This is a genomic window from Pseudomonas sp. MWU318 (genome assembly GCF_016756945.1).
GTDB classification, from domain to species: Bacteria; Pseudomonadota; Gammaproteobacteria; order Pseudomonadales; family Pseudomonadaceae; genus Aquipseudomonas; species Aquipseudomonas putida_A.
The window spans coordinates 292,113-315,793 of record NZ_JAESJL010000009.1 but is presented as its reverse complement, the minus strand read 5'-3'; the positions used below and the strand labels follow the sequence as shown (position 1 = coordinate 315,793).

36 protein-coding genes are annotated in these 23,681 nt (G+C 56.6%); 32 read left to right on the top strand and 4 right to left on the bottom strand.

Features of this window, described 5'->3' with window-relative positions:
• Positions 1-177 precede the first annotated feature (177 nt).
• The 30 genes from rpsJ (at position 178) to bfr (ending at position 16,187) form a co-directional block, all read left to right on the top strand.
• Positions 178-489: a 30S ribosomal protein S10 gene (gene rpsJ / locus JN524_RS21815; RefSeq protein ID WP_003186070.1), complete on the top strand. Its 312-nt coding sequence runs from the start codon at positions 178-180 to the stop codon at positions 487-489.
• 80 nt (positions 490-569) lie between these two features.
• Complete coding sequence (gene rplC, locus JN524_RS21810; protein ID WP_003228738.1) at positions 570-1,205, top strand: 50S ribosomal protein L3; 636 nt, start codon at positions 570-572, stop codon at positions 1,203-1,205.
• 12 nt (positions 1,206-1,217) lie between these two features.
• Complete coding sequence (gene rplD / locus JN524_RS21805; RefSeq protein ID WP_003228735.1) at positions 1,218-1,820, top strand: 50S ribosomal protein L4; 603 nt, start codon at positions 1,218-1,220, stop codon at positions 1,818-1,820.
• On the top strand, positions 1,817-2,116 hold the full coding sequence (rplW, locus tag JN524_RS21800; protein ID WP_002555488.1) for a 50S ribosomal protein L23: 300 nt from the start codon (positions 1,817-1,819) through the stop codon (positions 2,114-2,116). The genes rplD and rplW overlap by 4 nt, the downstream gene beginning before the upstream one ends.
• A 14-nt stretch (positions 2,117-2,130) precedes the next feature.
• Positions 2,131-2,955: a 50S ribosomal protein L2 gene (gene rplB / locus JN524_RS21795; RefSeq protein WP_003228734.1), complete on the top strand. Its 825-nt coding sequence runs from the start codon at positions 2,131-2,133 to the stop codon at positions 2,953-2,955.
• Positions 2,956-2,971: 16 nt separating this feature from the next.
• Complete coding sequence (gene rpsS, locus JN524_RS21790) at positions 2,972-3,247, top strand: 30S ribosomal protein S19 (protein ID WP_003228731.1); 276 nt, start codon at positions 2,972-2,974, stop codon at positions 3,245-3,247.
• Between the two features lie 11 nt (positions 3,248-3,258).
• Positions 3,259-3,591: a 50S ribosomal protein L22 gene (gene rplV, locus JN524_RS21785; RefSeq protein ID WP_003103908.1), complete on the top strand. Its 333-nt coding sequence runs from the start codon at positions 3,259-3,261 to the stop codon at positions 3,589-3,591.
• Between the two features lie 13 nt (positions 3,592-3,604).
• Complete coding sequence (gene rpsC, locus JN524_RS21780) at positions 3,605-4,291, top strand: 30S ribosomal protein S3 (RefSeq protein ID WP_003176422.1); 687 nt, start codon at positions 3,605-3,607, stop codon at positions 4,289-4,291.
• A 12-nt stretch (positions 4,292-4,303) separates the two neighbouring features.
• Positions 4,304-4,717, top strand: coding sequence for a 50S ribosomal protein L16 (gene rplP, locus JN524_RS21775; RefSeq protein WP_003228729.1), 414 nt, complete (start codon positions 4,304-4,306; stop codon positions 4,715-4,717).
• Positions 4,717-4,908 carry a 50S ribosomal protein L29 gene (gene rpmC / locus JN524_RS21770; RefSeq protein WP_002555481.1) on the top strand — a complete coding sequence of 64 codons (192 nt, stop codon included), beginning with the start codon at positions 4,717-4,719 and terminating at the stop codon, positions 4,906-4,908. The genes rplP and rpmC overlap by 1 nt, the downstream gene beginning before the upstream one ends.
• A 2-nt stretch (positions 4,909-4,910) precedes the next feature.
• Complete coding sequence (gene rpsQ / locus JN524_RS21765) at positions 4,911-5,177, top strand: 30S ribosomal protein S17 (protein ID WP_003194644.1); 267 nt, start codon at positions 4,911-4,913, stop codon at positions 5,175-5,177.
• A 23-nt stretch (positions 5,178-5,200) separates the two neighbouring features.
• On the top strand, positions 5,201-5,569 hold the full coding sequence (gene rplN, locus JN524_RS21760; RefSeq protein WP_002555479.1) for a 50S ribosomal protein L14: 369 nt from the start codon (positions 5,201-5,203) through the stop codon (positions 5,567-5,569).
• Between the two features lie 11 nt (positions 5,570-5,580).
• Complete coding sequence (gene rplX, locus JN524_RS21755; protein ID WP_003186046.1) at positions 5,581-5,895, top strand: 50S ribosomal protein L24; 315 nt, start codon at positions 5,581-5,583, stop codon at positions 5,893-5,895.
• Positions 5,896-5,915: 20 nt separating this feature from the next.
• Positions 5,916-6,455 (top strand): 50S ribosomal protein L5, encoded by a 540-nt coding sequence (rplE, locus tag JN524_RS21750; protein WP_003210069.1) that lies wholly within the window; start codon positions 5,916-5,918, stop codon positions 6,453-6,455.
• Between the two features lie 13 nt (positions 6,456-6,468).
• The gene (rpsN, locus tag JN524_RS21745; RefSeq protein ID WP_003228726.1) at positions 6,469-6,774 is read left to right on the top strand and encodes a 30S ribosomal protein S14; all 306 of its coding nucleotides are present in this window, start codon (positions 6,469-6,471) and stop codon (positions 6,772-6,774) included.
• 208 nt (positions 6,775-6,982) lie between these two features.
• Positions 6,983-7,375: a 30S ribosomal protein S8 gene (rpsH, locus tag JN524_RS21740; RefSeq protein WP_007966178.1), complete on the top strand. Its 393-nt coding sequence runs from the start codon at positions 6,983-6,985 to the stop codon at positions 7,373-7,375.
• A 12-nt stretch (positions 7,376-7,387) separates the two neighbouring features.
• On the top strand, positions 7,388-7,921 hold the full coding sequence (gene rplF / locus JN524_RS21735; RefSeq protein ID WP_007966176.1) for a 50S ribosomal protein L6: 534 nt from the start codon (positions 7,388-7,390) through the stop codon (positions 7,919-7,921).
• Positions 7,922-7,931: 10 nt separating this feature from the next.
• Positions 7,932-8,282, top strand: coding sequence for a 50S ribosomal protein L18 (gene rplR, locus JN524_RS21730; protein WP_003186037.1), 351 nt, complete (start codon positions 7,932-7,934; stop codon positions 8,280-8,282).
• Positions 8,283-8,285: 3 nt separating this feature from the next.
• Entirely contained in the window at positions 8,286-8,786 is a 501-nt protein-coding gene (gene rpsE / locus JN524_RS21725; protein WP_003176409.1) for a 30S ribosomal protein S5, read from the top strand.
• A gap of 2 nt (positions 8,787-8,788) precedes the next feature.
• Positions 8,789-8,965: a 50S ribosomal protein L30 gene (rpmD, locus tag JN524_RS21720; RefSeq protein ID WP_003176408.1), complete on the top strand. Its 177-nt coding sequence runs from the start codon at positions 8,789-8,791 to the stop codon at positions 8,963-8,965.
• Positions 8,966-8,968: 3 nt separating this feature from the next.
• Positions 8,969-9,406 carry a 50S ribosomal protein L15 gene (gene rplO, locus JN524_RS21715; RefSeq protein ID WP_003228720.1) on the top strand — a complete coding sequence of 146 codons (438 nt, stop codon included), beginning with the start codon at positions 8,969-8,971 and terminating at the stop codon, positions 9,404-9,406.
• On the top strand, positions 9,407-10,735 hold the full coding sequence (gene secY / locus JN524_RS21710) for a preprotein translocase subunit SecY (protein WP_003228718.1): 1,329 nt from the start codon (positions 9,407-9,409) through the stop codon (positions 10,733-10,735). It abuts the gene before it with no gap.
• 27 nt (positions 10,736-10,762) lie between these two features.
• Positions 10,763-10,879, top strand: a complete 117-nt coding sequence (rpmJ, locus tag JN524_RS21705; RefSeq protein ID WP_002555468.1) for a 50S ribosomal protein L36 — start codon at positions 10,763-10,765, stop codon at positions 10,877-10,879.
• A 130-nt stretch (positions 10,880-11,009) separates the two neighbouring features.
• Positions 11,010-11,366, top strand: a complete 357-nt coding sequence (gene rpsM, locus JN524_RS21700) for a 30S ribosomal protein S13 (RefSeq protein WP_008374135.1) — start codon at positions 11,010-11,012, stop codon at positions 11,364-11,366.
• A 30-nt stretch (positions 11,367-11,396) separates the two neighbouring features.
• Complete coding sequence (gene rpsK / locus JN524_RS21695; protein ID WP_002555466.1) at positions 11,397-11,786, top strand: 30S ribosomal protein S11; 390 nt, start codon at positions 11,397-11,399, stop codon at positions 11,784-11,786.
• An 18-nt stretch (positions 11,787-11,804) separates the two neighbouring features.
• The gene (gene rpsD / locus JN524_RS21690; protein WP_003176404.1) at positions 11,805-12,425 is read left to right on the top strand and encodes a 30S ribosomal protein S4; all 621 of its coding nucleotides are present in this window, start codon (positions 11,805-11,807) and stop codon (positions 12,423-12,425) included.
• Positions 12,426-12,447: 22 nt separating this feature from the next.
• Positions 12,448-13,449, top strand: coding sequence for a DNA-directed RNA polymerase subunit alpha (locus JN524_RS21685; protein WP_003186012.1), 1,002 nt, complete (start codon positions 12,448-12,450; stop codon positions 13,447-13,449).
• A 42-nt stretch (positions 13,450-13,491) separates the two neighbouring features.
• A complete protein-coding gene (rplQ, locus tag JN524_RS21680) occupies positions 13,492-13,878 on the top strand; it encodes a 50S ribosomal protein L17 (protein ID WP_003176402.1) in 387 nt (128 codons plus the stop codon).
• Positions 13,879-14,117: 239 nt separating this feature from the next.
• Positions 14,118-15,572, top strand: a complete 1,455-nt coding sequence (locus tag JN524_RS21675; RefSeq protein ID WP_202370652.1) for a catalase — start codon at positions 14,118-14,120, stop codon at positions 15,570-15,572.
• 150 nt (positions 15,573-15,722) lie between these two features.
• Entirely contained in the window at positions 15,723-16,187 is a 465-nt protein-coding gene (bfr, locus tag JN524_RS21670; protein ID WP_003228714.1) for a bacterioferritin, read from the top strand.
• A gap of 64 nt (positions 16,188-16,251) precedes the next feature.
• On the opposite strand, the gene uvrA is transcribed toward bfr, so the two are convergent.
• On the bottom strand, positions 16,252-19,086 hold the full coding sequence (gene uvrA, locus JN524_RS21665; RefSeq protein WP_027614251.1) for an excinuclease ABC subunit UvrA: 2,835 nt from the start codon (positions 19,084-19,086) through the stop codon (positions 16,252-16,254).
• A 191-nt stretch (positions 19,087-19,277) separates the two neighbouring features.
• Between uvrA and JN524_RS21660 the strand changes: the two genes are divergently transcribed.
• Positions 19,278-20,675 carry an MFS transporter gene (locus JN524_RS21660; protein WP_027614250.1) on the top strand — a complete coding sequence of 466 codons (1,398 nt, stop codon included), beginning with the start codon at positions 19,278-19,280 and terminating at the stop codon, positions 20,673-20,675.
• A 9-nt stretch (positions 20,676-20,684) separates the two neighbouring features.
• Positions 20,685-21,203 carry a single-stranded DNA-binding protein gene (locus JN524_RS21655; RefSeq protein ID WP_007966163.1) on the top strand — a complete coding sequence of 173 codons (519 nt, stop codon included), beginning with the start codon at positions 20,685-20,687 and terminating at the stop codon, positions 21,201-21,203.
• Positions 21,204-21,390: 187 nt separating this feature from the next.
• Here JN524_RS21655 and JN524_RS21650 read toward each other — a convergent pair whose 3' ends face one another.
• The 3 genes from JN524_RS21650 to JN524_RS21640 are packed head-to-tail and all read right to left on the bottom strand — an operon-like array spanning position 21,391 to position 23,671.
• Complete coding sequence (locus tag JN524_RS21650) at positions 21,391-22,548, bottom strand: glutathionylspermidine synthase family protein (protein ID WP_202370651.1); 1,158 nt, start codon at positions 22,546-22,548, stop codon at positions 21,391-21,393.
• Positions 22,549-22,550: 2 nt separating this feature from the next.
• Positions 22,551-23,228: a DUF1190 domain-containing protein gene (locus JN524_RS21645; protein WP_202370650.1), complete on the bottom strand. Its 678-nt coding sequence runs from the start codon at positions 23,226-23,228 to the stop codon at positions 22,551-22,553.
• A gap of 17 nt (positions 23,229-23,245) precedes the next feature.
• The gene (locus JN524_RS21640) at positions 23,246-23,671 is read right to left on the bottom strand and encodes a DUF350 domain-containing protein (protein WP_202370649.1); all 426 of its coding nucleotides are present in this window, start codon (positions 23,669-23,671) and stop codon (positions 23,246-23,248) included.
• Positions 23,672-23,681 lie beyond the last annotated feature (10 nt).

Sequence of the window (23,681 nt, the reverse complement as noted above, 5' to 3'; positions counted from 1 at the left end):
AGCCAAAATCATCGAGTAATTCTCTTTTATAGAGTCTGCTTGATGAATTGAAAAAGCCCCCGCTCAGCGGGGGCTTTTTTATTGGGTTGACACCTATCTGGGGCGTCTATAGAATTGCGCCTCCTTTTAACGGGCGTATTGCGCCCGGTGGGAATAGCAGCCGGAGTCTGAAATCCAATGCAAAATCAGCAAATCCGTATCAGGTTGAAGGCTTTCGACCATCGCCTGATCGACCAATCAACCCAGGAAATCGTGGAAACCGCGAAACGTACTGGTGCTCAAGTGCGTGGTCCAATTCCACTGCCTACCCGTAAAGAGCGGTTCACCGTTCTGGTTTCCCCGCACGTCAACAAAGACGCGCGTGACCAGTACGAAATCCGCACTCATAAGCGCGTTCTGGACATCGTCCAGCCAACGGATAAAACCGTTGATGCTCTTATGAAGCTTGATCTTGCGGCCGGTGTGGAAGTGCAGATCAGCCTCGGCTAAGACTCGGTCTTGGTCGTGTAACGCTCTGAAATGGGCGGCCATAGCGGGTGAAAGCCCCGTACACTCATGAGGTTTACAACATGACTATTGGTGTAGTCGGTCGTAAATGCGGTATGACCCGTATTTTCACCGAAGAAGGTGTCTCCATTCCGGTCACGGTCATTGAGATCGAGCCGAATCGCGTCACCCAGTTCAAAACTGAAGAGACCGATGGCTATCGTGCAGTGCAAGTCACTGTCGGCGAGCGTCGTGCTTCGCGTGTAACAGCAGCTCAAGCTGGCCACTTCGCTAAGGCGAACGTTGCCGCTGGTCGCACCACCATGGAATTCCGTCTTGAAGAAGGCGAGTACCAGGCTGGCGATCTGATCAACGCTGAAATCTTCGCCGCTGGTCAACTGGTTGATGTAACCGGTCAGTCCAAGGGTAAAGGCTTCCAGGGTACGATCAAGCGTTGGAATTTCCGCGGGCAAGATAACACCCACGGTAACTCCGTATCCCACCGCGTCCCAGGCTCTATCGGCCAGTGCCAGACTCCTGGTCGTGTATTCAAGGGCAAAAAAATGTCCGGTCATATGGGCGCTGAGCGCGTGACCGTGCAGTCCCTGGAAGTAGTGCGCGTGGACGCTGAACGCAATCTGTTGTTGGTCAAGGGCGCTGTTCCTGGCGCTACTGGCGGCAACCTGGTTGTACGTCCAGCAGCCAAGGCTCGCGGTTAAGGGGAAGCTGACATGCAATTAAATGTAAATGACGCTCAAGCGATCGAAGTTTCCGAACTGACATTTGGCGGCGAGTTCAACGAGACGCTGGTTCACCAAGCAGTCGTGGCCTACATGGCCGGCGGCCGTCAAGGTAGCAAGCAGCAAAAGACCCGTTCCGACGTTCGTGGTGGCGGCAAGCGCCCATGGCGTCAGAAAGGTACTGGCCGTGCTCGTGCCGGTACTATCCGTAGCCCAATCTGGCGTGGCGGCGGTACCACTTTCGCAGCTCGTCCACAGGATCACTCCCAGAAGCTGAACAAGAAGATGTATCGCGCAGCAATGCGTTCCATCCTTGCTGAGCTGGTGCGTACTGATCGTCTGGTCGTGGTTCAGGATTTCGCTGTTGAAACTCCGAAAACCAAAGATCTGCTGGGCAAGCTGAACAACATGAGCCTGACCGATGTTCTCATCGTGTCGGACGCTGTTGATCAGAACCTGTACCTGGCTGCTCGTAACCTGCCACACGTAGATGTACGTGACGTGCAAGGTTCCGATCCAGTTAGTCTGATCGCATACGACAAGGTGTTGATCACCGTGTCGGCCGTGAAGAAATTCGAGGAGCTGCTGGGATGAACCAGGAACGCGTATTTAAAGTTCTGCTTGGCCCGCACGTTTCCGAGAAGGCTACGGTTCTGGCAGACAAGAAAGGCCAGTTCGTTTTCAAGGTTGCTACTGATGCAACCAAGCTGGAAATCAAGAAGGCCGTCGAAAGCCTGTTCAGCGTGAAAGTAGAGCGCGTCACTACCCTGAACGTTCTGGGTAAGAGCAAGCGCACTGCTCGCGGTCTGGGCAAGCGTAATGACTGGAAGAAGGCAGTTATCTCCCTTCAGCCAGGCCAAGATCTCGATTTCAGCAGCAGTGCTGAGTAAGGAAGGGGTGCATCATGGCAATCGTTAAATGCAAACCGACTTCCCCTGGCCGCCGTTTTGTGGTCAAGGTGGTCAACCAGGAGCTGCATAAAGGCGCTCCTCACGCACCGCTGCTCGAGAAAAAATCGAAGACTGGTGGTCGTAACAACAATGGCCGTATTACCACTCGTCACATCGGTGGTGGTCATAAGCAGCATTACCGTATGGTCGATTTCCGTCGCAACGACAAAGATGGCATCGTCGCCACTGTCGAGCGTATCGAATACGATCCGAACCGTACTGCTCACATCGCACTGCTCTGCTACGCAGACGGCGAGCGTCGCTACATCATCGCCCCTAAAGGCGTGAGTGCTGGCGACCAGCTGATCGCAGGCGCTCTGGCTCCAATCAAGCCAGGCAACGCTCTGCAACTGCGCAACATTCCAGTCGGTTCTACCGTACACGGCATCGAACTGAAGCCAGGTAAAGGCGCGCAGATCGCTCGTTCCGCTGGTGCTTCGGCTCAGCTGATCGCTCGTGAAGGCGTGTACGTTACCCTGCGTCTGCGTTCCGGTGAAATGCGTAAAGTCCTGGCTGAATGCCGTGCGACCCTGGGCGAAGTCTCGAACTCCGAGCACAGCCTGCGTTCGCTGGGTAAAGCTGGTGCCAAACGCTGGCGTGGCGTTCGCCCAACCGTTCGTGGTGTTGCCATGAACCCGGTTGACCACCCACATGGTGGTGGTGAAGGTCGTACCTCTGGTGGTCGTCATCCGGTATCGCCATGGGGCTTCCCGACTAAGGGCGCGAAGACTCGTGGTAATAAGCGTACCGACAAAATGATCGTCCGTCGTCGCAAGTAAATAGAGGGATACGACAGTGCCACGTTCTCTGAAAAAAGGTCCTTTTATTGATCTTCACCTACTGAAGAAGATCGAAGTGGCGGCGGAAAAGAACGATCGCAAACCAATTAAGACTTGGTCGCGTCGCTCCATGATCCTGCCACAAATGGTCGGTCTGACCATCGCAGTACACAACGGCCGTCAGCACGTCCCAGTTCTCGTGAACGAAGACATGGTTGGCCATAAACTGGGCGAGTTCGCCGGTACCCGCACTTATCGTGGGCACGTGGCTGACAAGAAAGCCAAGCGTTAAGGGGTAAGGAAATGGAAGTAGCCGCTAAGTTGTCGGGCGCTCGAATCTCCGCCCAGAAAGCCCGCTTGGTCGCCGACCAGATCCGCGGGAAGAAGGTGGGCGAAGCGCTCAACCTGTTGGCTTTCAGCAGTAAGAAAGCCGCCGAGATCATGAAGAAAGTGCTGGAGTCGGCCGTAGCCAACGCCGAGCATAACGAAGGCGCAGACGTTGATGACCTGAAGGTCAGCACCGTTTTCGTCAACGAAGGGCGTTCGCTGAAGCGCATCATGCCACGTGCCAAAGGCCGTGCTGATCGCATCGTCAAGCGGTCTTGCCATATCACTGTCAAGGTTGCTGACAAGTAACGGAGTCGAAGAGATGGGTCAGAAAGTACATCCCATTGGCATTCGCCTGGGAATCGTCAAGGAGCACACCTCCGTCTGGTACGCAGACGGTCGGACTTATGCGGACTACTTGTTCGCAGATCTGAAAGTGCGTGAGTATCTCCAAGACAAACTAAAAAGCGCGTCCGTAAGCCGTATCGATATCCATCGTCCGGCCCAAACTGCACGCATCACCATCCACACCGCTCGTCCAGGTATCGTTATCGGGAAGAAAGGTGAAGATGTTGAGAAACTGCGTCAGGACCTGACCAAGCAAATGGGTGTGCCTGTGCACATCAATATCGAAGAGATCCGCAAGCCGGAGCTCGACGGTATGCTGGTTGCGCAGAGCGTAGCTCAGCAGCTGGAGCGTCGTGTAATGTTCCGTCGCGCTATGAAGCGCGCAGTACAGAACGCCATGCGCATTGGTGCCAAAGGCATCAAAATCCAAGTGAGCGGTCGTCTCGGCGGTGCTGAAATCGCACGTACTGAATGGTATCGCGAAGGTCGTGTGCCACTGCACACCCTGCGTGCCGACATCGACTATGCCAACTACGAAGCTCACACCACCTACGGTGTGATCGGTGTAAAGGTTTGGATCTTCAAAGGCGAAGTAATTGGTGGTCGCCAAGAAGAGCTGAAACCACAAGCACCAGCGCCTCGTAAAAAAGCTGCTAAGTAAGGGGTACGCCAAATGTTGCAACCAAAGCGTACGAAGTTCCGCAAGCAGATGACCGGCCACAACCGTGGTCTGGCACTGCGCGGTAGCAAAGTCAGCTTCGGCGAGTTCGCGCTGAAGTCTGTTGCTCGTGGTCGTCTCACCGCTCGTCAGATCGAGTCAGCGCGTCGTGCTCTGACCCGTCACGTAAAACGTGGCGGCAAGATCTGGATCCGTGTATTCCCGGACAAGCCGATCTCCAAAAAACCTCTCGAGGTTCGTATGGGTAAAGGTAAGGGTAACGTGGAGTACTGGGTTGCCCAGATTCAGCCAGGCAAAGTCCTGTATGAAATCGAGGGTGTTTCTGAAGAGCTGGCGCGTGAGGCTTTCGCCCTGGCTGCTGCAAAGCTGCCGCTCGCCACCTCCTTTGTTAAACGGACGGTGATGTGATGAAAGCGAATGAACTTCGTGAAAAATCCGCACAGCAGCTGAACGAGCAACTGCTCGGCTTGCTGCGCGACCAGTTCAATCTGCGTATGCAGAAAGCAACTGGCCAGTTGGGGCAGTCTCATCTGCTCTCGCAAGTTAAGCGTGACATCGCTCGCGTGAAGACTGTGCTCAACCAGCAGGCAGGTAAGTGATCATGGCTGAAGCCGAAAAAACTGTCCGTACGCTGACTGGCCGTGTTGTCAGCGACAAGATGGACAAAACCATCACCGTTCTGATCGAGCGTCGCGTTAAGCACCCGATCTACGGTAAATACGTTAAGCGTTCGACTAAGCTGCACGCGCACGACGAAACCAATCAGTGCCACATCGGCGACAAAGTCACTATTCGTGAAACTCGTCCGATGGCCAAGACCAAGTCTTGGGCGCTGGTTGATGTTCTCGAACGCGCTGTGGAAGTCTAAGGGCTAGGGGTCGGAGAAATTATATGATTCAGACTCAATCCATGCTCGATGTGGCCGATAACAGCGGCGCTCGCCGTGTTATGTGCATCAAGGTGCTGGGTGGCTCCCATCGTCGTTACGCTGGTATCGGTGACATCATCAAAGTTACCGTGAAGGAAGCAATTCCTCGCGGTAAAGTGAAAAAAGGCCAAGTGATGACTGCTGTTGTAGTCCGCACTCGTCACGGCGTACGTCGTGCTGATGGCTCCATTATCCGCTTTGATGGCAACGCTGCTGTTCTTCTGAACAACAAGCAAGAGCCGATCGGCACCCGTATCTTTGGGCCAGTGACCCGTGAACTTCGTACTGAGAAGTTCATGAAGATCGTCTCGCTCGCCCCAGAAGTGCTGTAAGGAGATCCGACATGCAAAAGATTCGTCGTGACGACGAGATCATCGTGATCGCCGGCAAAGACAAAGGTAAGCGCGGTAAGGTGCTGAAGGTTCTTGCTGACAACCGTCTGGTTGTTGGTGGTCTGAACCTGGTCAAGCGTCATACCAAGCCTAACCCGATGTCGGGCGTACAGGGCGGTATCGTCGAGAAAGAAGCGCCACTGCACGCTTCCAACGTCGCCATCTTCAACGGCGAAACCAACAAGGCTGACCGCGTTGGTTTCAAAGTAGAAGACGGTAAGAAAATTCGTGTCTTCAAGTCGACCCAAAAAGCGGTTGATGCTTGAACACTGCTAGGTAGAAGACCATGGCACGACTAAAAGAGATTTACCGGAAGGAAATCGCTCCGAAACTTAAGGAAGAACTTAAGCTTTCGAACGTGATGGAAGTTCCGCGCGTTACCAAAATCACCCTGAACATGGGTCTGGGCGAAGCGATCGGCGACAAAAAAGTCATCGAGCACGCTGTTGCTGACCTGGAAAAGATCACCGGCCAAAAAGTCGTTGTGACCTACGCTCGTAAATCCATCGCTGGCTTTAAAGTCCGTGAAGGATGGCCGATCGGCGTCAAAGTGACTTTGCGCCGTGAGCGTATGTACGAGTTCCTGGATCGTCTGCTGTCGATCTCCCTGCCTCGGGTTCGCGACTTCCGCGGTCTGAATGCCAAGTCCTTCGATGGTCGTGGCAACTACAGCATGGGCGTAAAAGAGCAGATCATTTTCCCGGAAATCGACTACGACAAGATCGATGCTCTCCGCGGTCTGGACATTACCCTGACCACCACTGCCAAGAACGATGATGAAGGTCGCGCTCTGCTGCGTGCTTTCAAATTCCCGTTCCGCAACTGATTGGAGTAGGAAAATGGCCAAGAAGAGCATGAAAAACCGTGAGCTGAAGCGTCAACTCACTGTTGCCAAGTACGCCACCAAGCGTGCAGCGCTGAAAGCTATCATCGTTGATCTGAACGCAAGTCCAGAAGCGCGTTGGGAAGCTACCGTAGCTCTGCAGAAGCAACCACGTGACGCAAGCGCTTCGCGCATGCGTAACCGTTGCCGCCTGACTGGTCGTCCGCACGGCGTTTACCGCAAGTTCGGCCTGGGCCGTAACAAACTGCGTGAAGCGGCAATGCGTGGTGACGTTCCAGGTCTGGTTAAAGCCAGCTGGTAATCGCTGTCAAAGCCTTGATGGTCGGGATCGCAAGAACCTGACCATCGGTGGCCTTGAATCTGAATCAAGCCCCTTTTGGGGCTTGATTCATTTCTGGGGTGTGTCTAGAATGACCGGCTCGCCTGAGCCCGTGTTTTTCTGCCCGGAGTTTCTCGGCGACATGTAGTAGCCGCAAGGCTAATTTTTCTGTATTAGGAGCGTCTAGCCCATGAGTATGCAGGACCCGTTAGCGGACATGCTAACTCGAATCCGTAATGCCCAGATGGCTGAAAAGTCTGTCGTAAGCATGCCGTCTTCCACGTTGAAGGTGGCTGTAGCAAAAGTCCTGAAGGACGAAGGTTACATCGCGGATTTTCAGATCACCACCGACGCTAAGCCGTCGTTGTCCATCTCGCTGAAATACTTCGAAGGCCGTCCGGTCATCGAGGAAGTGAAGCGCGTTAGTCGTCCAGGCCTGCGTCAGTACAAGTCCGTTGAAGATCTGCCGAAAGTTCGTGGCGGTCTTGGCGTGTCTATCGTCTCCACCAACAAAGGTGTGATGACGGATCGTGCTGCGCGCGCTGCCGGTGTCGGCGGCGAAGTTCTTTGCACTGTGTTCTAAGGGGGGATAAGCATGTCTCGCGTCGCTAAGAACCCCGTTAAGCTGCCAGCCGGTGTCGAAGTAAAATTCGCAGGCCAACAGCTTTCGGTGAAGGGTGCCAAGGGTACTCTTGAACTGAACATCCATTCGTCCGTTGAGATCGTTGAAGAAGCTGGTGAGCTGCGTTTCGCTGCTCGCAATGGCGATCAACAGACTCGCGCAATGGCCGGTACCACGCGTGCGTTGGTAAACAACATGGTCCAAGGCGTAAGCCAAGGCTTCGAGCGCAAGCTCCAGCTGGTCGGTGTTGGTTACAAGGCGCAAGCAAAAGGTCAGGTGCTGAACCTGGCTCTTGGCTTCTCGCACCCAGTGGATTACGAACTGCCGCAAGGCATCACCGCTGAGACTCCTAGCCAGACCGATATCCTGATCAAGGGCATCGATAAACAGCTGGTAGGTCAAGTGGCCGCTGAGATCCGCGACTTCCGTCCACCAGAGCCGTACAAAGGCAAAGGTGTGCGCTACGCGGACGAAGTCGTCCGTCGTAAAGAAGCCAAGAAGAAGTAGGGCATAGCAAATGACCGACAAAAAAGTTACTCGACTGCGTCGCGCTCGCAAAGCACGCCTGAAAATGCACGAACTAGAAGTCGTGCGTCTCTGCGTGTTCCGCTCGTCGCAGCACATCTACGCCCAGGTCATCTCGGCCGACGGCAACAAAGTCCTGGCAAGCGCCTCGACTTTGGATAAAGAACTGCGTGATGGCGCCACTGGCAACATCGACGCGGCCACAAAGGTTGGCCAGCTGGTCGCTACGCGTGCTAAGGCCGCTGGCGTCTCGCAAGTGGCTTTCGACCGCTCTGGCTTCAAGTACCATGGCCGCGTTAAAGCGCTGGCTGATGCTGCTCGTGAAGCTGGGCTGGAGTTCTAAGTTATGTCAAATAACGACCAAAAGCGCGACGAAGGCTACATTGAGAAGCTGGTTCAAGTTAACCGCGTAGCCAAAACCGTTAAAGGCGGCCGTATCTTCACTTTCACCGCGTTGACCGTGGTTGGTGATGGTAAAGGGCGTGTTGGCTTCGGCCGTGGCAAGTCGCGTGAAGTGCCTGCTGCGATCCAGAAGGCAATGGAAGCTGCTCGCCGCAACATGATTCAAGTTGACCTGAACGGCACTACCCTGCAGTACGCAATGAAGTCCGCTCACGGTGCTTCGAAGGTGTACATGCAGCCTGCTTCTGAAGGTACCGGTATCATCGCTGGCGGCGCTATGCGTGCTGTCCTCGAAGTTGCTGGCGTTCAGAACGTTCTGGCCAAGTGCTACGGCTCGACTAACCCAGTAAACGTGGTTCACGCCACTTTCAAGGGTCTGAAAGCCATGCAATCTCCTGAGTCCATCGCTGCAAAGCGTGGCCTGACTGTCAAGGAGATCTTCTGATCATGGCTACCGTTAAAGTTACGCTGATCAAAAGCATGACCGGCCGCATCCCTAACCACAAACTGTGCGTTAAGGGTCTGGGTCTGCGTCGCATCGGTCACACTGTAGAAGTCCAGGATACTCCCGAGAATCGCGGGATGATCAACAAGGCTTACTACATGCTGCGTGTCGAGGGTTAATCGATGAAACTCAATGATCTGAGTCCAGCGCCGGGTTCCCGTCGCGAAAAGCATCGTCCGGGCCGTGGTATCGGTAGCGGTTTGGGTAAGACTGGTGGCCGTGGTCACAAAGGTCAAACCTCCCGCTCCGGTGGCACTATTGCTCCAGGCTTTGAAGGCGGTCAACAGCCGCTGCATCGTCGCCTGCCGAAGTTCGGTTTCGTTTCCCTGAAAGCCATGGATCGCGCAGAAGTGCGTCTGTCCGAGCTGGCTAAAGTGGAAGGCGATATCGTCACCGTGCAGTCCCTGAAAGATGCCAACGTGATCAACGTCAACGTACAGCGTGTGAAAATCATGCTGTCCGGTGAAGTGACTCGCGCTGTCACTATCGGCAAGGGAATCGGCGCCACCAAAGGTGCGCGTGCGGCTATCGAAGCAGCTGGCGGCAAGTTCGAGGAATAAATGGCTAAGCAAGGTGCTCTCTCTGCGCTCGGCAAAGGCGGTATGTCTGAACTTTGGGCTCGTCTGCGTTTTCTGTTCCTGGCGATTATCGTCTACCGAATAGGCGCACACATCCCGGTTCCAGGTATCAACCCGGACCGACTCGCAGACCTGTTTCGACAGAATGAGGGGACCATTCTTAGCTTGTTCAACATGTTCTCCGGCGGCGCGCTGGAACGGATGAGCATCTTTGCACTGGGGATCATGCCGTACATTTCGGCATCGATCATCATGCAACTGATGACCGCCGTCAGCCCGCAGCTGGAGCAGTTGAAGAAGGAAGGTGAAGCTGGCCGTCGCAAGATCAGCCAGTACACCCGCTACGGCACCGTCGTCCTCGCTCTCGTTCAGGCTATTGGTATGTCCATTGGTCTGGCGGGGCAGGGCGTTGCGTTCACTGGTGACTTTGGCTTCCATTTCGTCGCGGTATCCACTTTTGTGGCTGGTGCGATGTTCATGATGTGGCTGGGTGAGCAGATTACTGAGCGTGGTGTAGGCAACGGTATCTCGATGTTGATTTTTTCGGGTATCGTCGCCGGTCTTCCGAGAGCAATCGGGCAGTCTTTCGAGTCTGCGCGTCAGGGTGATATCAATATCTTCGCCTTGGTTGCCATCGGTTTGCTGGCAGTAGCGATTATCGGTTTCGTGGTGTTCATTGAGCGTGGCCAGCGTCGTATCGCTGTTCACTACGCCAAGCGTCAGCAGGGCCGCAAGGTTTTTGCTGCGCAGACAAGCCACTTGCCGCTGAAAGTGAACATGGCCGGTGTTATTCCGGCTATTTTCGCGAGCAGCATTTTGCTGTTCCCGGCTTCGTTGGGTGCCTGGTTTGGTCAGTCTGAAGGTATGGGCTGGTTGCAGGACATCTCGCAGTCGATCGCTCCTGGTCAGCCGTTGAATATTCTGCTGTTTAGTGCAGGGATTATTTTCTTCTGCTTCTTCTATACGGCGTTGATGTTCAATCCGAAAGACGTAGCGGAAAACCTGAAGAAGTCCGGTGCCTTTATTCCGGGTATCCGTCCAGGTGAGCAGTCTGCGCGCTATATTGATGGCGTTCTGACTCGCTTGACCATGTTCGGTGCTCTTTACATGACGGCCGTGTGCCTGTTGCCCCAGTTCCTGGTGGTTGCAGCAAACGTTCCGTTCTACCTTGGCGGGACCTCGTTGCTGATCGTGGTCGTGGTTGTGATGGACTTCATGTCCCAAGTACAATCGCACCTCGTTTCGCACCAGTACGAATCCCTGATGAAGAAAGCCAACCTGAAGGGTTACGGCAGCGGCATGTTGCGCTGAGTACCCATAAGGTTCGAGGAGTTGGTGATGAAAGTTCGTGCATCGGTGAAAAAGCTGTGCCGTAACTGCAAGATTATTCGCCGCGAAGGTGTTGTTCGAGTAATTTGCAGCGCGGAACCGCGTCACAAACAGCGCCAAGGCTGAGTGTGATTGTGCTTCAAGCCCGGCAGCTAGTGCGCTGCCGGGTTGATTATTTGTTATTACAGCGATATTATCTCGCGCCCTATTTCTTGGCTTCCGGGGCGTAGGTAGCTGTCAATTGGAGTCCCACTGAATGGCCCGTATTGCAGGCGTTAACATTCCAGATAACAAGCATACTGTTATCTCGCTGACCTACATCTATGGTGTCGGTCGCACTACTGCACAGAAAATCTGTGCAGACACTGGGGTAAACCCAGCAGCAAAGATCAAAGATCTGAGCGACGAGCAAATTGAACAGCTGCGTGGCGAAGTGGCGAAGTTCACCACTGAAGGTGACCTGCGTCGCGAAATCAACATGAAAATCAAGCGCTTGATGGACCTCGGTTGCTATCGCGGTCTGCGTCATCGTCGCGGTCTTCCAGTACGCGGTCAGCGTACCAAGACCAACGCGCGTACCCGTAAAGGTCCGCGTAAGCCGATCCGCAAGTAATCGCCCCAGCGAATCGACAGGAATTTAATCATGGCAAAACCTGCTGCTCGTCCTCGTAAAAAAGTTAAAAAGACAGTGGTTGATGGCATCGCCCACATCCATGCTTCTTTTAACAACACCATCGTGACCATTACCGACCGTCAAGGTAACGCTCTTTCCTGGGCTACCTCCGGTGGTTCGGGTTTCCGCGGTTCCCGCAAGTCCACCCCGTTCGCTGCTCAAGTAGCTGCTGAGCGTGCTGGTCAAGCTGCGCTGGAATACGGCCTGAAAAACCTCGACGTTAACGTCAAGGGTCCAGGTCCAGGTCGTGAATCCGCAGTCCGCGCTTTGAACGGCTGTGGCTACAAGATCGCCAGCATCACCGACGTGACGCCAATCCCGCACAACGGGTGCCGTCCGCCGAAGAAGCGCCGCGTGTAATCCAGGAGATTGTAAAGAATGGCTCGTTACATTGGTCCAAAATGCAAACTCGCTCGTCGCGAAGGCACCGATCTCTTCCTGAAGAGCGGCGTGCGCGCGATCGAATCGAAGTGCAACATTGAAGCAGCACCTGGTATCCACGGCCAACGCCGCGGTCGCCAGTCCGACTACGGCACCCAACTGCGTGAAAAGCAGAAGGTTCGTCGTATCTACGGCGTTCTCGAGCGTCAGTTCAGCGGCTACTACAAAGAAGCTGCTGGCAAGAAAGGTGCAACCGGTGAAAACCTGCTGCAACTGCTCGAATGCCGTCTGGACAACGTTGTATACCGTATGGGCTTTGGTTCGACTCGTGCCGAATCCCGTCAGCTGGTATCGCACAAGTCGATCAGCGTTAACGGTCAGACCGTAAACGTTCCGTCGTATCAGGTTCGTGCTGGTGACGTGGTCGCAGTTCGCGAGAAAGCAAAAAACCAACTTCGCATTGTCCAAGCTCTCGATCTGTGTGCCCAACGTGGCCGCGTAGAATGGGTAGAAGTAGACACTGAGAAGAAGTCGGGCGTTTTCAAGAACGTTCCTGCTCGCAGTGATCTGTCCGCCGACATCAACGAAAGCCTGATTGTCGAGCTCTACTCCAAGTAAGGGCTAGAAAATAGGTGCATCCATGCAGATTTCGGTAAATGAGTTCCTGACACCCCGCCACATTGATGTGCAGGTTGTCAGTCCAACCCGCGCCAAGATCACTCTCGAGCCTCTCGAGCGTGGTTTTGGCCACACCCTGGGCAACGCGCTGCGCCGCATCCTGTTGTCCTCAATGCCCGGCTGCGCAGTAGTCGAGGCCGAGATTGACGGTGTGCTCCACGAGTACAGCGCCATCGAAGGTGTACAGGAAGACGTAATTGAAATCCTGTTGAACCTTAAAGGTCTGGCCATCAAGCTGCACGGTCGTGACGAAGTTACGCTGACCTTGTCGAAGAAGGGTTCGGGGGTGGTTACCGCTGCCGATATTCAGCTGGATCATGATGTCGAGATCGTTAACCCCGATCACGTAATCGCTAACCTGGCGTCTAACGGCGCCCTGAACATGAAGCTCACCGTAGCTCGTGGTCGTGGTTATGAACCAGCCGACTCGCGTCAGAGCGATGAAGACGAAAGCCGCAGCATTGGTCGCTTGCAGCTCGACTCTTCGTTCAGCCCGGTTCGCCGTATCGCATACGTGGTGGAAAACGCCCGTGTCGAGCAGCGTACCAACCTGGACAAGCTGGTTATTGATCTGGAAACCAACGGTACTCTGGATCCTGAAGAGGCTATCCGCCGCGCTGCAACCATCCTGCAACAGCAGTTGGCTGCGTTCGTCGACCTCAAAGGTGACAGTGAGCCAGTGGTTGTCGAGCAGGAAGACGAGATCGATCCGATCCTGCTTCGCCCGGTTGACGATCTGGAACTGACTGTACGTTCGGCTAACTGCCTTAAGGCGGAAAACATCTACTACATCGGCGACCTGATTCAGCGTACCGAAGTAGAGCTGTTGAAGACTCCGAACCTGGGCAAGAAATCCTTGACTGAAATCAAGGACGTTCTGGCCTCCCGCGGTCTGTCCCTCGGCATGCGCCTCGACAACTGGCCGCCTGCAAGTCTTAAGAAGGACGACAAGGCGACTGCCTGATCGTCGTAATCACCGAACGTAGTGTTTGGTAAGGAATGAACCATGCGTCATCGTAAAAGTGGGCGTCACCTGAGCCGCACCAGCTCGCACCGCAAGGCCATGTTCCAGAACATGGCGGTGTCGTTGTTCGAGCACGAGCTGATCAAGACTACTCTGCCAAAAGCCAAAGAACTGCGCCGCGTTGCCGAGCCGCTGATCACTCTGGCCAAGACAGACAGCCTGGCTAACCGCCGTCTGGCTTTCGACCGTACTCGTTCGAAAGCTATCGTTGGTAAGCTCTTCAACGACCTGGGCAAGCGTTACGCTACCCGTGAGGGTGGCTACCTGCGCATCCTCAAGTGCGGTTTCCGCGCTGGCGACAACGCGCCTATGGCGTACGTCGAGTTGGTTGATCGTGCTACTGCTGGCGAAGCTGTATCCGCCGAGTAAGACGTCAGTCTGAAACGAAAAACCGGGCCTAGTGCCCGGTTTTTTGTGTCCGCAAGAAATGCGCTGTTCGTACAAGCTTCTGACATCGTTCTGTTGTCACTATGTGCCGGGAAGCATAATTAGTAATTATCTATCGATGACTGCAAGTTAATGAATTTGTAGGTGTCACATCGATGGTCAATACTTCTCAGCAAGCCGATTAGCCGGCAGTTTCAAGACTGACAGAGGAAGAAGACCGTATGAGCCAGATCAAAACGCTTACGACCGCCAGTGGCGCACCTGTCGCTGATAACCAGAATTCTCGCTCCGCCGGCCCTCGTGGCCCGCTGCTGCTCGACGATTTTCATCTGATCGAGAAGCTTGCCCATTTCAACCGTGAAAACATTCCTGAGCGCCGTGTGCACGCCAAAGGCTCGGGTGCTTACGGTACGTTCACCGTGACCCGCGATATCACCGAGTACACCAGCGCCAAACTGTTTGAGGCCGTCGGCAAACAAACCCCGACGTTCCTACGCTTCTCCACTGTAGGCGGCGAACGTGGCTCGGCTGACACCGAACGTGATCCACGTGGTTTCGCCCTCAAGTTCTACACCGAAGAAGGTAACTGGGACGTCGTTGGCAACAACACCCCTGTGTTCTTCATTCGTGATCCGCTGAAGTTTCCCGACTTTATCCACACCCAGAAACGTCTGCCGCAGAGCAACCTGAAAAGCGCGCAAATGATGTGGGACTTCTGGTCGCATTCGCCTGAAGCGCTGCACCAGGTGACCATCTTGTTTTCGGATCGCGGCATCCCTGACGGCTATCGTCACATGCACGGCTTCGGCAGCCACACCTACAGCCTGATCAATGCCAAAGGTGAGCGTCACTGGGTGAAGTGGCACTACAAAACCAAGCAGGGCATCAAGAATCTGGCACCGGCCGACGCTGCACGTCTGGCGGGCACCGATCCGGATTACGCCCAGCGTGACTTGTTCGAGGCGATTGAGCGTGGTGACTTCCCGAAATGGCGCGTATGCATTCAGATCATGACCGAGGCTCAGGCTGCAGCGCACTACGAGAACCCGTTTGACGTGACCAAGACCTGGTCGCAAAAGGAGTTTCCGCTGATCGAAGTCGGCGAACTGGAGCTGAACCGCAACCCGCTGAACTACTTTGCTGAGGTCGAGCAAGCCGCATTCGGTCCGAGCAACATGGTGCCAGGTGTCGGTCTGTCGCCGGATCGCATGCTGCAAGGCCGCGTGTTCGCCTACGCCGATGCACACCGCTATCGCGTGGGCACAAACCACCAGCAATTACCGGTGAATGCGCCGCGCAGCCCGGTGAATACGTACCAGCGCGACGGCTCGATGGCCTTCGGCAACAACGGTGGCGCAGCGCCAAACTACGAGCCGAACAGCTACATCGAATCGCCGAAGCAAGCGCCGCACTACGCCGAGCCTGCATTGGCATTGAGCGGTGCTGCTGACCGTTACGACCATCGCGAAGACACCGATTACTACAGCCACGCCGGTGCGCTGTTTCGTCTGATGAGTGACGAGCAGAAAGCGTTGCTGGTCAGCAATATCGCCGGCGCCATGAGCGGTGTTTCACCTGATGTGGTTGATCGTCAGTTGCAGCATTTCTATAAGGCCGATCCGGCGTATGGAGAAGCAATCGCAAAGCTGCTCGACGTACAGCTTAACGAAGTCTAAACGAGAAGCAGAACCGCCCTCATTGGGGCGGTTTTTGCGTTATTTAGGCTGGTTTTCTCAGAATATCTTCGCTTTTATTGCGCGAGACGGGGTGACCTTCCGGTCAGCTTGGTTCAAACTACAGACTTTCAAGCAGGGAGATGTAGGGCGATGCAAGGCCACCCAGACGTAATCGATTACCTCAACACGTTGCTCACCGGCGAACTGGCCGCGCGTGACCAATATTTTGTTCACTCGCGGATGTATGAGGACTGGGGTTTCACCAAGCTCTACGAACGAATCAACCACGAGATGGAAGAAGAGGCCGGTCACGCCGACGCACTGATGCGCCGGATCCTGATGCTCGAAGGCACGCCGCGCATGCGCCCTGACGATCTCGACGTCGGCACCACCGTGCCGGAGATGCTCGAAGCTGACCTGCGTCTCGAATACAAAGTCCGCGCCGCTCTGTGCAAAGGCATTGAGTTGTGCGAGCAGCACAAGGATTATGTCAGTCGCGAAATCCTGCGTGTTCAGCTCAACGACACTGAAGAAGATCACACCTACTGGCTGGAAAAGCAGTTGGGCCTGATCAAGCTCATCGGTCTCGAGAATTACCTGCAATCTCACACCTGATTGCACAGACACAAAAAAGCCCCTGTCACGGTTGAAGTGACAGGGGCTTTTTCATGCCCGGAGATCAAGCCCGATCGCGAATCAGCAATGGCTTGAGGTAATGACCAGTGTGAGATTGCTTCATCTCGGCCACTTCCTCCGGCGTACCGGTGGCGATGATCTGACCACCCTTGGAGCCGCCCTCCGGCCCCAGATCCACCAGCCAGTCGGCAGTCTTGATCACGTCCAGATTGTGCTCGATCACCACCACGGTATTGCCGTGGTCGCGCAGGCGATGCAGCACGTCGAGCAGTTGCTGGATATCCGCGAAGTGCAGACCGGTGGTCGGCTCATCGAGGATATACAGAGTTTTGCCGGTGTCGCGCTTGGACAGCTCGCGTGACAGCTTGACCCGCTGCGCTTCACCACCGGACAGCGTGGTTGCCGACTGCCCGAGCTTGATGTACGACAGGCCCACATCCATCAACGTCTGTAGCTTGCGTGCAAGCGCCGGTACCGCGTCGAAGAACTCCCGCGCCTCCTCGATGGTCATCTCGAGGGTTTCGTGGATGCTCTTGCCCTTGTATTTGATCTCAAGGGTTTCGCGGTTGTAGCGCTTGCTCTTGCACACATCGCACGGAACGTAGATGTCCGGCAGGAAGTGCATTTCGACCTTGATCAGGCCGTCGCCCTGGCACGCCTCGCAGCGCCCGCCCTTGACGTTGAACGAGAAGCGCCCCGGGCCGTAACCACGGGAGCGCGACTCGGGCACGCCGGCGAACAGTTCGCGGATCGGCGTGAACAGCCCGGTGTAGGTCGCCGGGTTGGAACGCGGCGTACGGCCGATCGGGCTTTGGTCGATATCGACGACTTTGTCGAGATGTTCCAGGCCTTTGATGCTGTCGTGCGCTGCCGCTTCCAGCGTGGTCGCACCATTGAGTGCAGTAGCGCTCAACGGGAACAGCGTGTTGTTGATTAACGTCGATTTGCCCGAGCCGGAAACGCCGGTCACGCAGGTCAGCAGACCGATCGGGATTTCCAGATCGACGTTGCGCAGGTTGTTGCCGCGCGCGCCCTTGAGAGACAGCGTCAGCTTCTTGTTACGCGGAGTGCGTTTGGCCGGCACTTCGATCTTCACCCGCCCCGACAGGTATTTACCGGTCAGGGAATCCGGGTGCGCCATGACTTCGGCCGGCGTGCCTTCAGCCACGATCTGCCCGCCGTGCACCCCGGCGCCAGGCCCGATATCCACCACATAGTCGGCCAGACGAATCGCGTCTTCGTCGTGCTCGACCACGATCACCGTGTTGCCGATGTCGCGCAGGTGCTTGAGGGTGCCGAGCAACCGGTCGTTATCGCGTTGATGCAGGCCAATGGACGGTTCGTCGAGGATGTACAGCACCCCAACCAACCCGGCGCCGATCTGGCTGGCCAGACGAATGCGCTGCGCTTCGCCACCGGACAGGGTGTCGGCGCTGCGATCCAGCGACAGATAGTCGAGGCCGACGTTGACCAGGAATTGCAGGCGCTCGCGGATTTCCTTAAGGATCTTGTCGGCGATTTCGCCGCGACGGCCGGTCATCTTCAACTCGCCGAAGTATTCGCAGGCATCGCCAATCGGCAGGTTGGTCACTGCCGGCAGGGTTTTCTCGCCAACCCACACGTGCCGCGCTTCACGGCGCAGACGAGTGCCGCGGCAATCCGGGCAAGCCTGGGTGCTGAGAAACTTGGCCAGCTCTTCGCGCACGCTGGCCGATTCGGTTTCGCGGTAGCGGCGCTCAAGGTTAGGCACGATGCCTTCGAACGGGTGCGAACGTTTGACGATGTCGCCGCGGTCATTGAGGTACTTGAAGTCGACATTCTGCGAGCCGCTGCCGTGCAGGATCTGTTTCTGCTGTTCGGCGGTCAGCTCGTTGAACGGCTTCTCCAGGCTGAACTTGTAGTGCGAGGCCAGTGAGCCGAGCATCTGGAAATAATAGACGTTACGCCTGTCCCAGCCGCGAATCGCGCCCTCGGCCAGAGTCAGTTCACCATTGACCAGGCGCTTGATGTCGAAGAACTGCTTCACGCCCAGGCCATCGCAGGTCGGGCAGGCGCCGGCCGGGTTGTTGAAGGAGAACAGCTTCGGCTCAAGCTCGCTGATGGCATGGCCGCAGATCGGGCAGGCAAAGCGCGCGGAGAAGATCATCTCTTCACCTGGCTCATCGTCCATCGGCGCGACCAAGGCAATGCCGTCCGCCAGCTTCAGTGCGGTTTCGAACGATTCGGCTAGACGCTGCTGCAGGTCGGCGCGGACCTTGAAACGGTCGACGATCACATCGATCGAGTGCTTCTTCTGCTTGTCCAGTTTCGGCAGCTCATCGAGCTCGCAGATGCGGCCGTTGACCCGCGCGCGGACGAAACCCTGGGCGCGCAGTTCTTCGAATACCGACAGATGTTCGCCCTTGCGCTCGCGGATCACCGGCGCCAGCAACATCAGTTTGCTGCCTTCCGGTTGTGCCAGCACCAGGTCGACCATCTGGCTGACGGTCTGCGCTTCCAGCGGAATGTCGTGATCCGGGCAGCGCGGCGTACCGACACGTGCATACAGCAGACGCAGGTAGTCGTAGATTTCGGTGATGGTGCCGACCGTGGAACGCGGATTGTGCGAGGTCGACTTCTGTTCGATGGAGATCGCCGGCGACAAACCTTCAATGGTGTCGACGTCGGGTTTTTCCATCATCGACAGGAACTGTCGGGCGTAGGCCGACAGGGATTCGACATAGCGGCGCTGACCTTCGGCGTACAGCGTGTCGAAGGCCAGGGACGACTTGCCGGATCCGGACAGGCCGGTGATGACGATCAGTTTGTCCCGTGGCAGGGTCAGGTCGATGTTCTTCAGGTTGTGGGTACGGGCCCCACGTATCAGGATCTTGTCCAAAGTGGCCTCGCTCGGCGGGCGTCGAAAACGTAGGAGTATACGGGCAAATACTGGATGGATGCACACTATCAAACGAAGGGTTTTTTACCTTGCATGAAGAGAGTTTCATCTATACGCGTCATAGCGTCGCGATATACCCCGTCTTTCGATGGGACTGGTAGAATCGCCGCCGGTTCACACGAGGTTTTTCCATGCACGATCCCCACAGCGAACGCATGAGTGGCAGCGAGACCCGCGCAGCGAGCGGTCTGGCCCTGGTGTTCGCCTTCCGTATGCTTGGCATGTTCATGGTGTTGCCGGTACTGGCGACCTACGGCATGGACCTGGCGGGAGCGACCCCGGCCCTGATCGGGCTGGCGATTGGCGCTTACGGCCTGACCCAGGCGATTTTCCAGATTCCGTTCGGGATCATTTCCGACCGTATCGGCCGGCGGCCGGTGATTTTCCTCGGGCTGGTGGTCTTCGCCCTTGGCAGTGTGCTGGCGGCTCAGGCCGATTCGATCTGGGGCGTGATTGCCGGACGCATCCTGCAGGGCGCCGGGGCGATTTCCGCTGCGGTCATGGCGTTGCTTTCCGACCTGACCCGTGAACAACACCGCACCAAAGCCATGGCCATGATCGGCATGACTATCGGTCTGTCGTTCGCCGTGGCCATGGTGGTCGGGCCGTTGCTGACCCGCGCGTTCGGCCTGTCCGGGCTGTTCCTCGCTACTGGCGGCATGGCTCTGTTCGGGATCGTCATCGTGATGTTCATGGTGCCGAAATCCACCGGGCCATTGAGCCATCGAGAGTCTGGTGTGGCGCGTCAGGCCTTGATGCCGACGCTCAAACATCCGGATCTGCTGCGCCTGGACTTGGGCATTTTTGTGTTGCACGCGATGCTGATGTCGAGCTTCGTCGCCCTGCCGCTGGCGCTGGTGGAAAAGGCCGGGCTGCCCAAGGAGCAGCACTGGTGGGTTTACCTGACCGCACTGCTGATTTCTTTCTTCGCCATGATCCCGTTCATCATCTACGGCGAGAAGAAACGCAAAATGAAACGAATTTTGCTCGGCGCCGTCCTGACGTTGATGCTCACTGAGCTATTCTTCTGGCAGTTCGGTGACAGCTTGCGGGCTCTGGTGATCGGCACGGTGGTGTTCTTCACCGCGTTCAATCTGCTGGAAGCTTCGTTGCCGTCGCTGATCAGCAAGGTTTCACCGGCAGGCGGCAAGGGCACGGCCATGGGCGTGTATTCCACCAGCCAGTTCCTCGGTTCGGCACTCGGCGGGATACTCGGCGGCTGGCTGTTTCAGCATGGCGGTCTGTCGGTTGTCTTCCTCGGATGTGCCGGGCTGGCTGCCATCTGGCTAGCCTTTGCTGTTACCATGCGCGAACCACCCTACGTGACGAGCCTGCGCTTGCCGTTGTCGCCCGAGGCGATCCGCGAAGCGGGTCTGGTCGAGCGCCTCAAGGCCCTCGTAGGGGTAACAGATGCAGTGATAGTTGCTGATGAAGCGGCTGTTTACATCAAACTGGACAAAGAATTAGTGGATCGCGACACCCTCGAACGCCTGGTGAACAACCCGGCCGGGGCTGCTTGCGAAGCCTAGGAGAACGTTATGGCCCGTGGGGTTAACAAAGTCATATTGGTCGGCACTTGCGGCCAGGATCCCGAAGTTCGCTACCTGCCTAACGGTAACGCCGTGACCAACCTGAGTCTGGCAACCAGCGAACAGTGGACCGACAAGCAAACCGGTCAAAAGGTCGAGAAGACCGAATGGCACCGTGTTTCGATGTTCGGCAAGGTTGCGGAAATCGCCGGCGAGTACCTGCGTAAAGGTTCGCAGGTGTACATCGAAGGCAAGCTGCAGACCCGCGAGTGGGAAAAAGACGGTATCAAGCGTTACACCACAGAAATCGTGGTCGACATGCAAGGCACCATGCAACTGCTCGGCGGCCGTCCACAACAGGGCGACCAACAAGGCGGTGGCAACAACTACCAGCAGCAGGCGCCACGCCAACAGGCTCCGCGTCCGCAGCAGTCGGCTCCACAACAGCGTCCAGCCCCGGCTCCACAGCAGGCTGCACCGCAACCGGCCCCGGATTTCGACAGCTTCGATGACGACATCCCGTTCTGATTCGCTGCTGCATCCACGCTGAATAAAAAAGGCCCGTCGTTCAACACGACGGGCCTTTTTTGTGGCGCAAAATTTATGGTTCCTCAATCCCCTGTAGGAGCTGCCGAAGGCTGCGATCTTTTGATCTTTTAAATCAAGGTCAAAAGATCGCAGCGTGCCGCAGCTCCTGCAAGGAGGAATCTGTGCCTCAGTCGAGGATCAGGTGCGGTAGAAACCGGCTGGAATCCTTGGTGATCAGGCTGTTGTCTTCCCGCACGCCGATCCCCGCCGCCTGATCACCAATTACCCAAGAGCCGACCAGCGTGTAGCTGTCGTCGAACTTCGCTAATGGCGCAAATTCCTGCAGGATGAACGGGGCATCGGTATACGGCCCGTCCTCCTTGACGATCAAACCCTCTGCCGTTTGCAGCTCGATGTTCGCGCCTTCGCGGGAAAAGTACGGTTTGCGCACCCAACCCTTGGGCACTGCACTGGCCGGATTCGGATCAAGATGCGCCGCGAGCAGATTCGGATGGCCCTTGTGCAACTCCCATAGCAGCGGCAGTGCACCTTTGTTCGACAGGATCGACTTCCACGCCGGTTCGAAAAACTGCGTATCGCACTGGGCAATCGCCGCACCGAATGGCTCGTGGAAGATGAATTCCCAGGCATGCAGCTTGAACAGATGCGGGATCCAGCGATCCTGCAGATCGACGAAGCGACCCTCGGCGTTCAGACCGATGTCTTCGATGTCGATGTGCCGGGATTCGATGCCGACCTTTTCCGCAATCAGCCGCAGGTAATCGGTGGTGCCCTTGTCTTCGACCGAGTCTTTCATCGAAGCGAAGTAGAACGGGCGCTTGAGTTGCAACTCGGCAAATGCCTGATGCAGCTTGGTGTCGATGCTGTTGAACTGGTCGGCGTGGCGCGGCAGCATTCCGCGCTCGATGCACTGCTCCAGCCAGCCCCACTGAAACGCCGCTGCCTCATAAAGGCTGGTCGGCGTGTCGTAGTTGAGTTCCAGCAGCTTTGCCGGGCCGTTGCCGCTGTAGGAAAAGTCCATGCGCCCGTAGAGATGGGGATGACCTTCCAGCCAGGAAGTGCGGATCATGTCGTAGTACGACGCCGGGATGCTCAGGCGATCCAGCAGCTCTTCGCTGTGCACCACGCGGTCGACCAGATCCATGCACATCTCGTGCAGTTCGGTGGTCGGATCCTCCAGATCGTTTTCAATCTGCGCGAGCGTGAACTGGTAGTAGGCGCTTTCGTCCCAGTACGGCTCGTCGTCGATGGTGTGAAACAGAAAACCGAGGCTTTCGGCAGTCTGTTTCCAGTCGGGGCGCTCGGCGCAGTGGATCTTCTTCATGGTCAGCTGCTCGAACTGCCCCAGCCGCCCCAACCGCTGCGCGCGGAAGACTGGCTGCCGAAGCCGCCGCGGGACGTCGACGAAGCGACATTGACCGGTTTGCTTCGGGAGCTGTCGTAGCGGCTGTCGGTGCGGGTAGCCGGTGCCGATTCGATTTTGCGGTACTGCGCCGAGGTGTTGTAGGTCTGGCGCGTATCGCGGTCGCGATAGACCGTGCGATTGGCGTTGTTGCTCATCGCATTGCCGATCAGCCAGCCAGAGAGCCAGCCATTGCCGCCACTGGAGGAGTGCGAAGTGCTTTGCACGTTCTGCGCAGCGGCCGCGTCTCCGGCAGGCATCTGCGCATTGGCAATCGCATTCAGGTCCTGAGGCGTCTCAGCGTTTTGCGGCACCTTGAAACCGCCGAGCTTCGGCACGAAGCGGCCGTCGGAATTTTTCTGACACCAGTCGGCAGCAAAGTCTGCGTCGCACTTGGCCTTGTCGTCATAGGCCGGTGCAATGCGTCGGTGTTCAGTGAGTGCCGCGACGTAGGCGTTCGAGCAGACGTCGGCCGCGACCGAGGCATCGACGCACTGTTCGACCGTTTGAAAGCGTTGGGAGTCCAGCGCTGCCGCTTCGCCGGAAATGGCCATGGCCACCGAGGCCGCGAGAGACAGTTGAACGTACTTGCTGCGTTTCATCGAAGGCTTCCTGCCGATCAGTTGGACGGGGTCATGCACGCGGCGTTAAGCATGCCGACGCTGATGGCCACTGCGGCCACATAGATACCCGAAGCGATTTCACCGTTGGCGATACGCTGCGACGTGCCCTTGAGCACCAGCCCCGTGGCGAGGAAGGCCAGCAGCTGCACCACGGCTGCAATCACGGCCCACAACACGAAGTCGAGAACGTTGACCGAAAACGCGATCACGTTGCTGGCCGGAATCGCGAAGCCGATGATCGCGCCCGCCAAGGCGACGGCGGCGGCGATGTTGCCGGAGCGGATCAGCTCGAATTCTTTGTGCGGCGTGATGCGGGTGTAGACGAACTGAAACAGCATGAACAGCAGCACGGCGCCGATCAGGTAGACGATGAAACCGACCAGCGCGGTCTTGTTCAGGGAAACGGCCAGTACTTCCAGCATGGAAAACTTC

Coding starts and splice junctions, on each gene's coding strand:
- JN524_RS21685 (WP_003186012.1), top strand. CDS start 12,448: ATGCAGATTTCGGTAAATGAGTTCCTGACACCCCGCCACATTGATGTG.
- rpsC (WP_003176422.1), top strand. CDS start 3,605: ATGGGTCAGAAAGTACATCCCATTGGCATTCGCCTGGGAATCGTCAAG.
- rplO (WP_003228720.1), top strand. CDS start 8,969: ATGAAACTCAATGATCTGAGTCCAGCGCCGGGTTCCCGTCGCGAAAAG.
- rplC (WP_003228738.1), top strand. CDS start 570: ATGACTATTGGTGTAGTCGGTCGTAAATGCGGTATGACCCGTATTTTC.
- JN524_RS21645 (WP_202370650.1), bottom strand. CDS start 23,228: ATGAAACGCAGCAAGTACGTTCAACTGTCTCTCGCGGCCTCGGTGGCC.
- rpsE (WP_003176409.1), top strand. CDS start 8,286: ATGTCAAATAACGACCAAAAGCGCGACGAAGGCTACATTGAGAAGCTG.
- rplV (WP_003103908.1), top strand. CDS start 3,259: ATGGAAGTAGCCGCTAAGTTGTCGGGCGCTCGAATCTCCGCCCAGAAA.
- rpsM (WP_008374135.1), top strand. CDS start 11,010: ATGGCCCGTATTGCAGGCGTTAACATTCCAGATAACAAGCATACTGTT.
- rpmJ (WP_002555468.1), top strand. CDS start 10,763: ATGAAAGTTCGTGCATCGGTGAAAAAGCTGTGCCGTAACTGCAAGATT.
- rplW (WP_002555488.1), top strand. CDS start 1,817: ATGAACCAGGAACGCGTATTTAAAGTTCTGCTTGGCCCGCACGTTTCC.
- rpmD (WP_003176408.1), top strand. CDS start 8,789: ATGGCTACCGTTAAAGTTACGCTGATCAAAAGCATGACCGGCCGCATC.
- rpsD (WP_003176404.1), top strand. CDS start 11,805: ATGGCTCGTTACATTGGTCCAAAATGCAAACTCGCTCGTCGCGAAGGC.
- bfr (WP_003228714.1), top strand. CDS start 15,723: ATGCAAGGCCACCCAGACGTAATCGATTACCTCAACACGTTGCTCACC.
- rpsH (WP_007966178.1), top strand. CDS start 6,983: ATGAGTATGCAGGACCCGTTAGCGGACATGCTAACTCGAATCCGTAAT.
- rplR (WP_003186037.1), top strand. CDS start 7,932: ATGACCGACAAAAAAGTTACTCGACTGCGTCGCGCTCGCAAAGCACGC.
- JN524_RS21650 (WP_202370651.1), bottom strand. CDS start 22,548: ATGAAGAAGATCCACTGCGCCGAGCGCCCCGACTGGAAACAGACTGCC.
- rpsJ (WP_003186070.1), top strand. CDS start 178: ATGCAAAATCAGCAAATCCGTATCAGGTTGAAGGCTTTCGACCATCGC.
- rplX (WP_003186046.1), top strand. CDS start 5,581: ATGCAAAAGATTCGTCGTGACGACGAGATCATCGTGATCGCCGGCAAA.
- JN524_RS21640 (WP_202370649.1), bottom strand. CDS start 23,671: ATGCTGGAAGTACTGGCCGTTTCCCTGAACAAGACCGCGCTGGTCGGT.
- JN524_RS21655 (WP_007966163.1), top strand. CDS start 20,685: ATGGCCCGTGGGGTTAACAAAGTCATATTGGTCGGCACTTGCGGCCAG.
- rplB (WP_003228734.1), top strand. CDS start 2,131: ATGGCAATCGTTAAATGCAAACCGACTTCCCCTGGCCGCCGTTTTGTG.
- rplF (WP_007966176.1), top strand. CDS start 7,388: ATGTCTCGCGTCGCTAAGAACCCCGTTAAGCTGCCAGCCGGTGTCGAA.
- rpsN (WP_003228726.1), top strand. CDS start 6,469: ATGGCCAAGAAGAGCATGAAAAACCGTGAGCTGAAGCGTCAACTCACT.
- rplE (WP_003210069.1), top strand. CDS start 5,916: ATGGCACGACTAAAAGAGATTTACCGGAAGGAAATCGCTCCGAAACTT.
- secY (WP_003228718.1), top strand. CDS start 9,407: ATGGCTAAGCAAGGTGCTCTCTCTGCGCTCGGCAAAGGCGGTATGTCT.
- rpsK (WP_002555466.1), top strand. CDS start 11,397: ATGGCAAAACCTGCTGCTCGTCCTCGTAAAAAAGTTAAAAAGACAGTG.
- rplN (WP_002555479.1), top strand. CDS start 5,201: ATGATTCAGACTCAATCCATGCTCGATGTGGCCGATAACAGCGGCGCT.
- JN524_RS21675 (WP_202370652.1), top strand. CDS start 14,118: ATGAGCCAGATCAAAACGCTTACGACCGCCAGTGGCGCACCTGTCGCT.
- rplD (WP_003228735.1), top strand. CDS start 1,218: ATGCAATTAAATGTAAATGACGCTCAAGCGATCGAAGTTTCCGAACTG.
- rpmC (WP_002555481.1), top strand. CDS start 4,717: ATGAAAGCGAATGAACTTCGTGAAAAATCCGCACAGCAGCTGAACGAG.
- rplQ (WP_003176402.1), top strand. CDS start 13,492: ATGCGTCATCGTAAAAGTGGGCGTCACCTGAGCCGCACCAGCTCGCAC.
- rplP (WP_003228729.1), top strand. CDS start 4,304: ATGTTGCAACCAAAGCGTACGAAGTTCCGCAAGCAGATGACCGGCCAC.
- rpsQ (WP_003194644.1), top strand. CDS start 4,911: ATGGCTGAAGCCGAAAAAACTGTCCGTACGCTGACTGGCCGTGTTGTC.
- JN524_RS21660 (WP_027614250.1), top strand. CDS start 19,278: ATGCACGATCCCCACAGCGAACGCATGAGTGGCAGCGAGACCCGCGCA.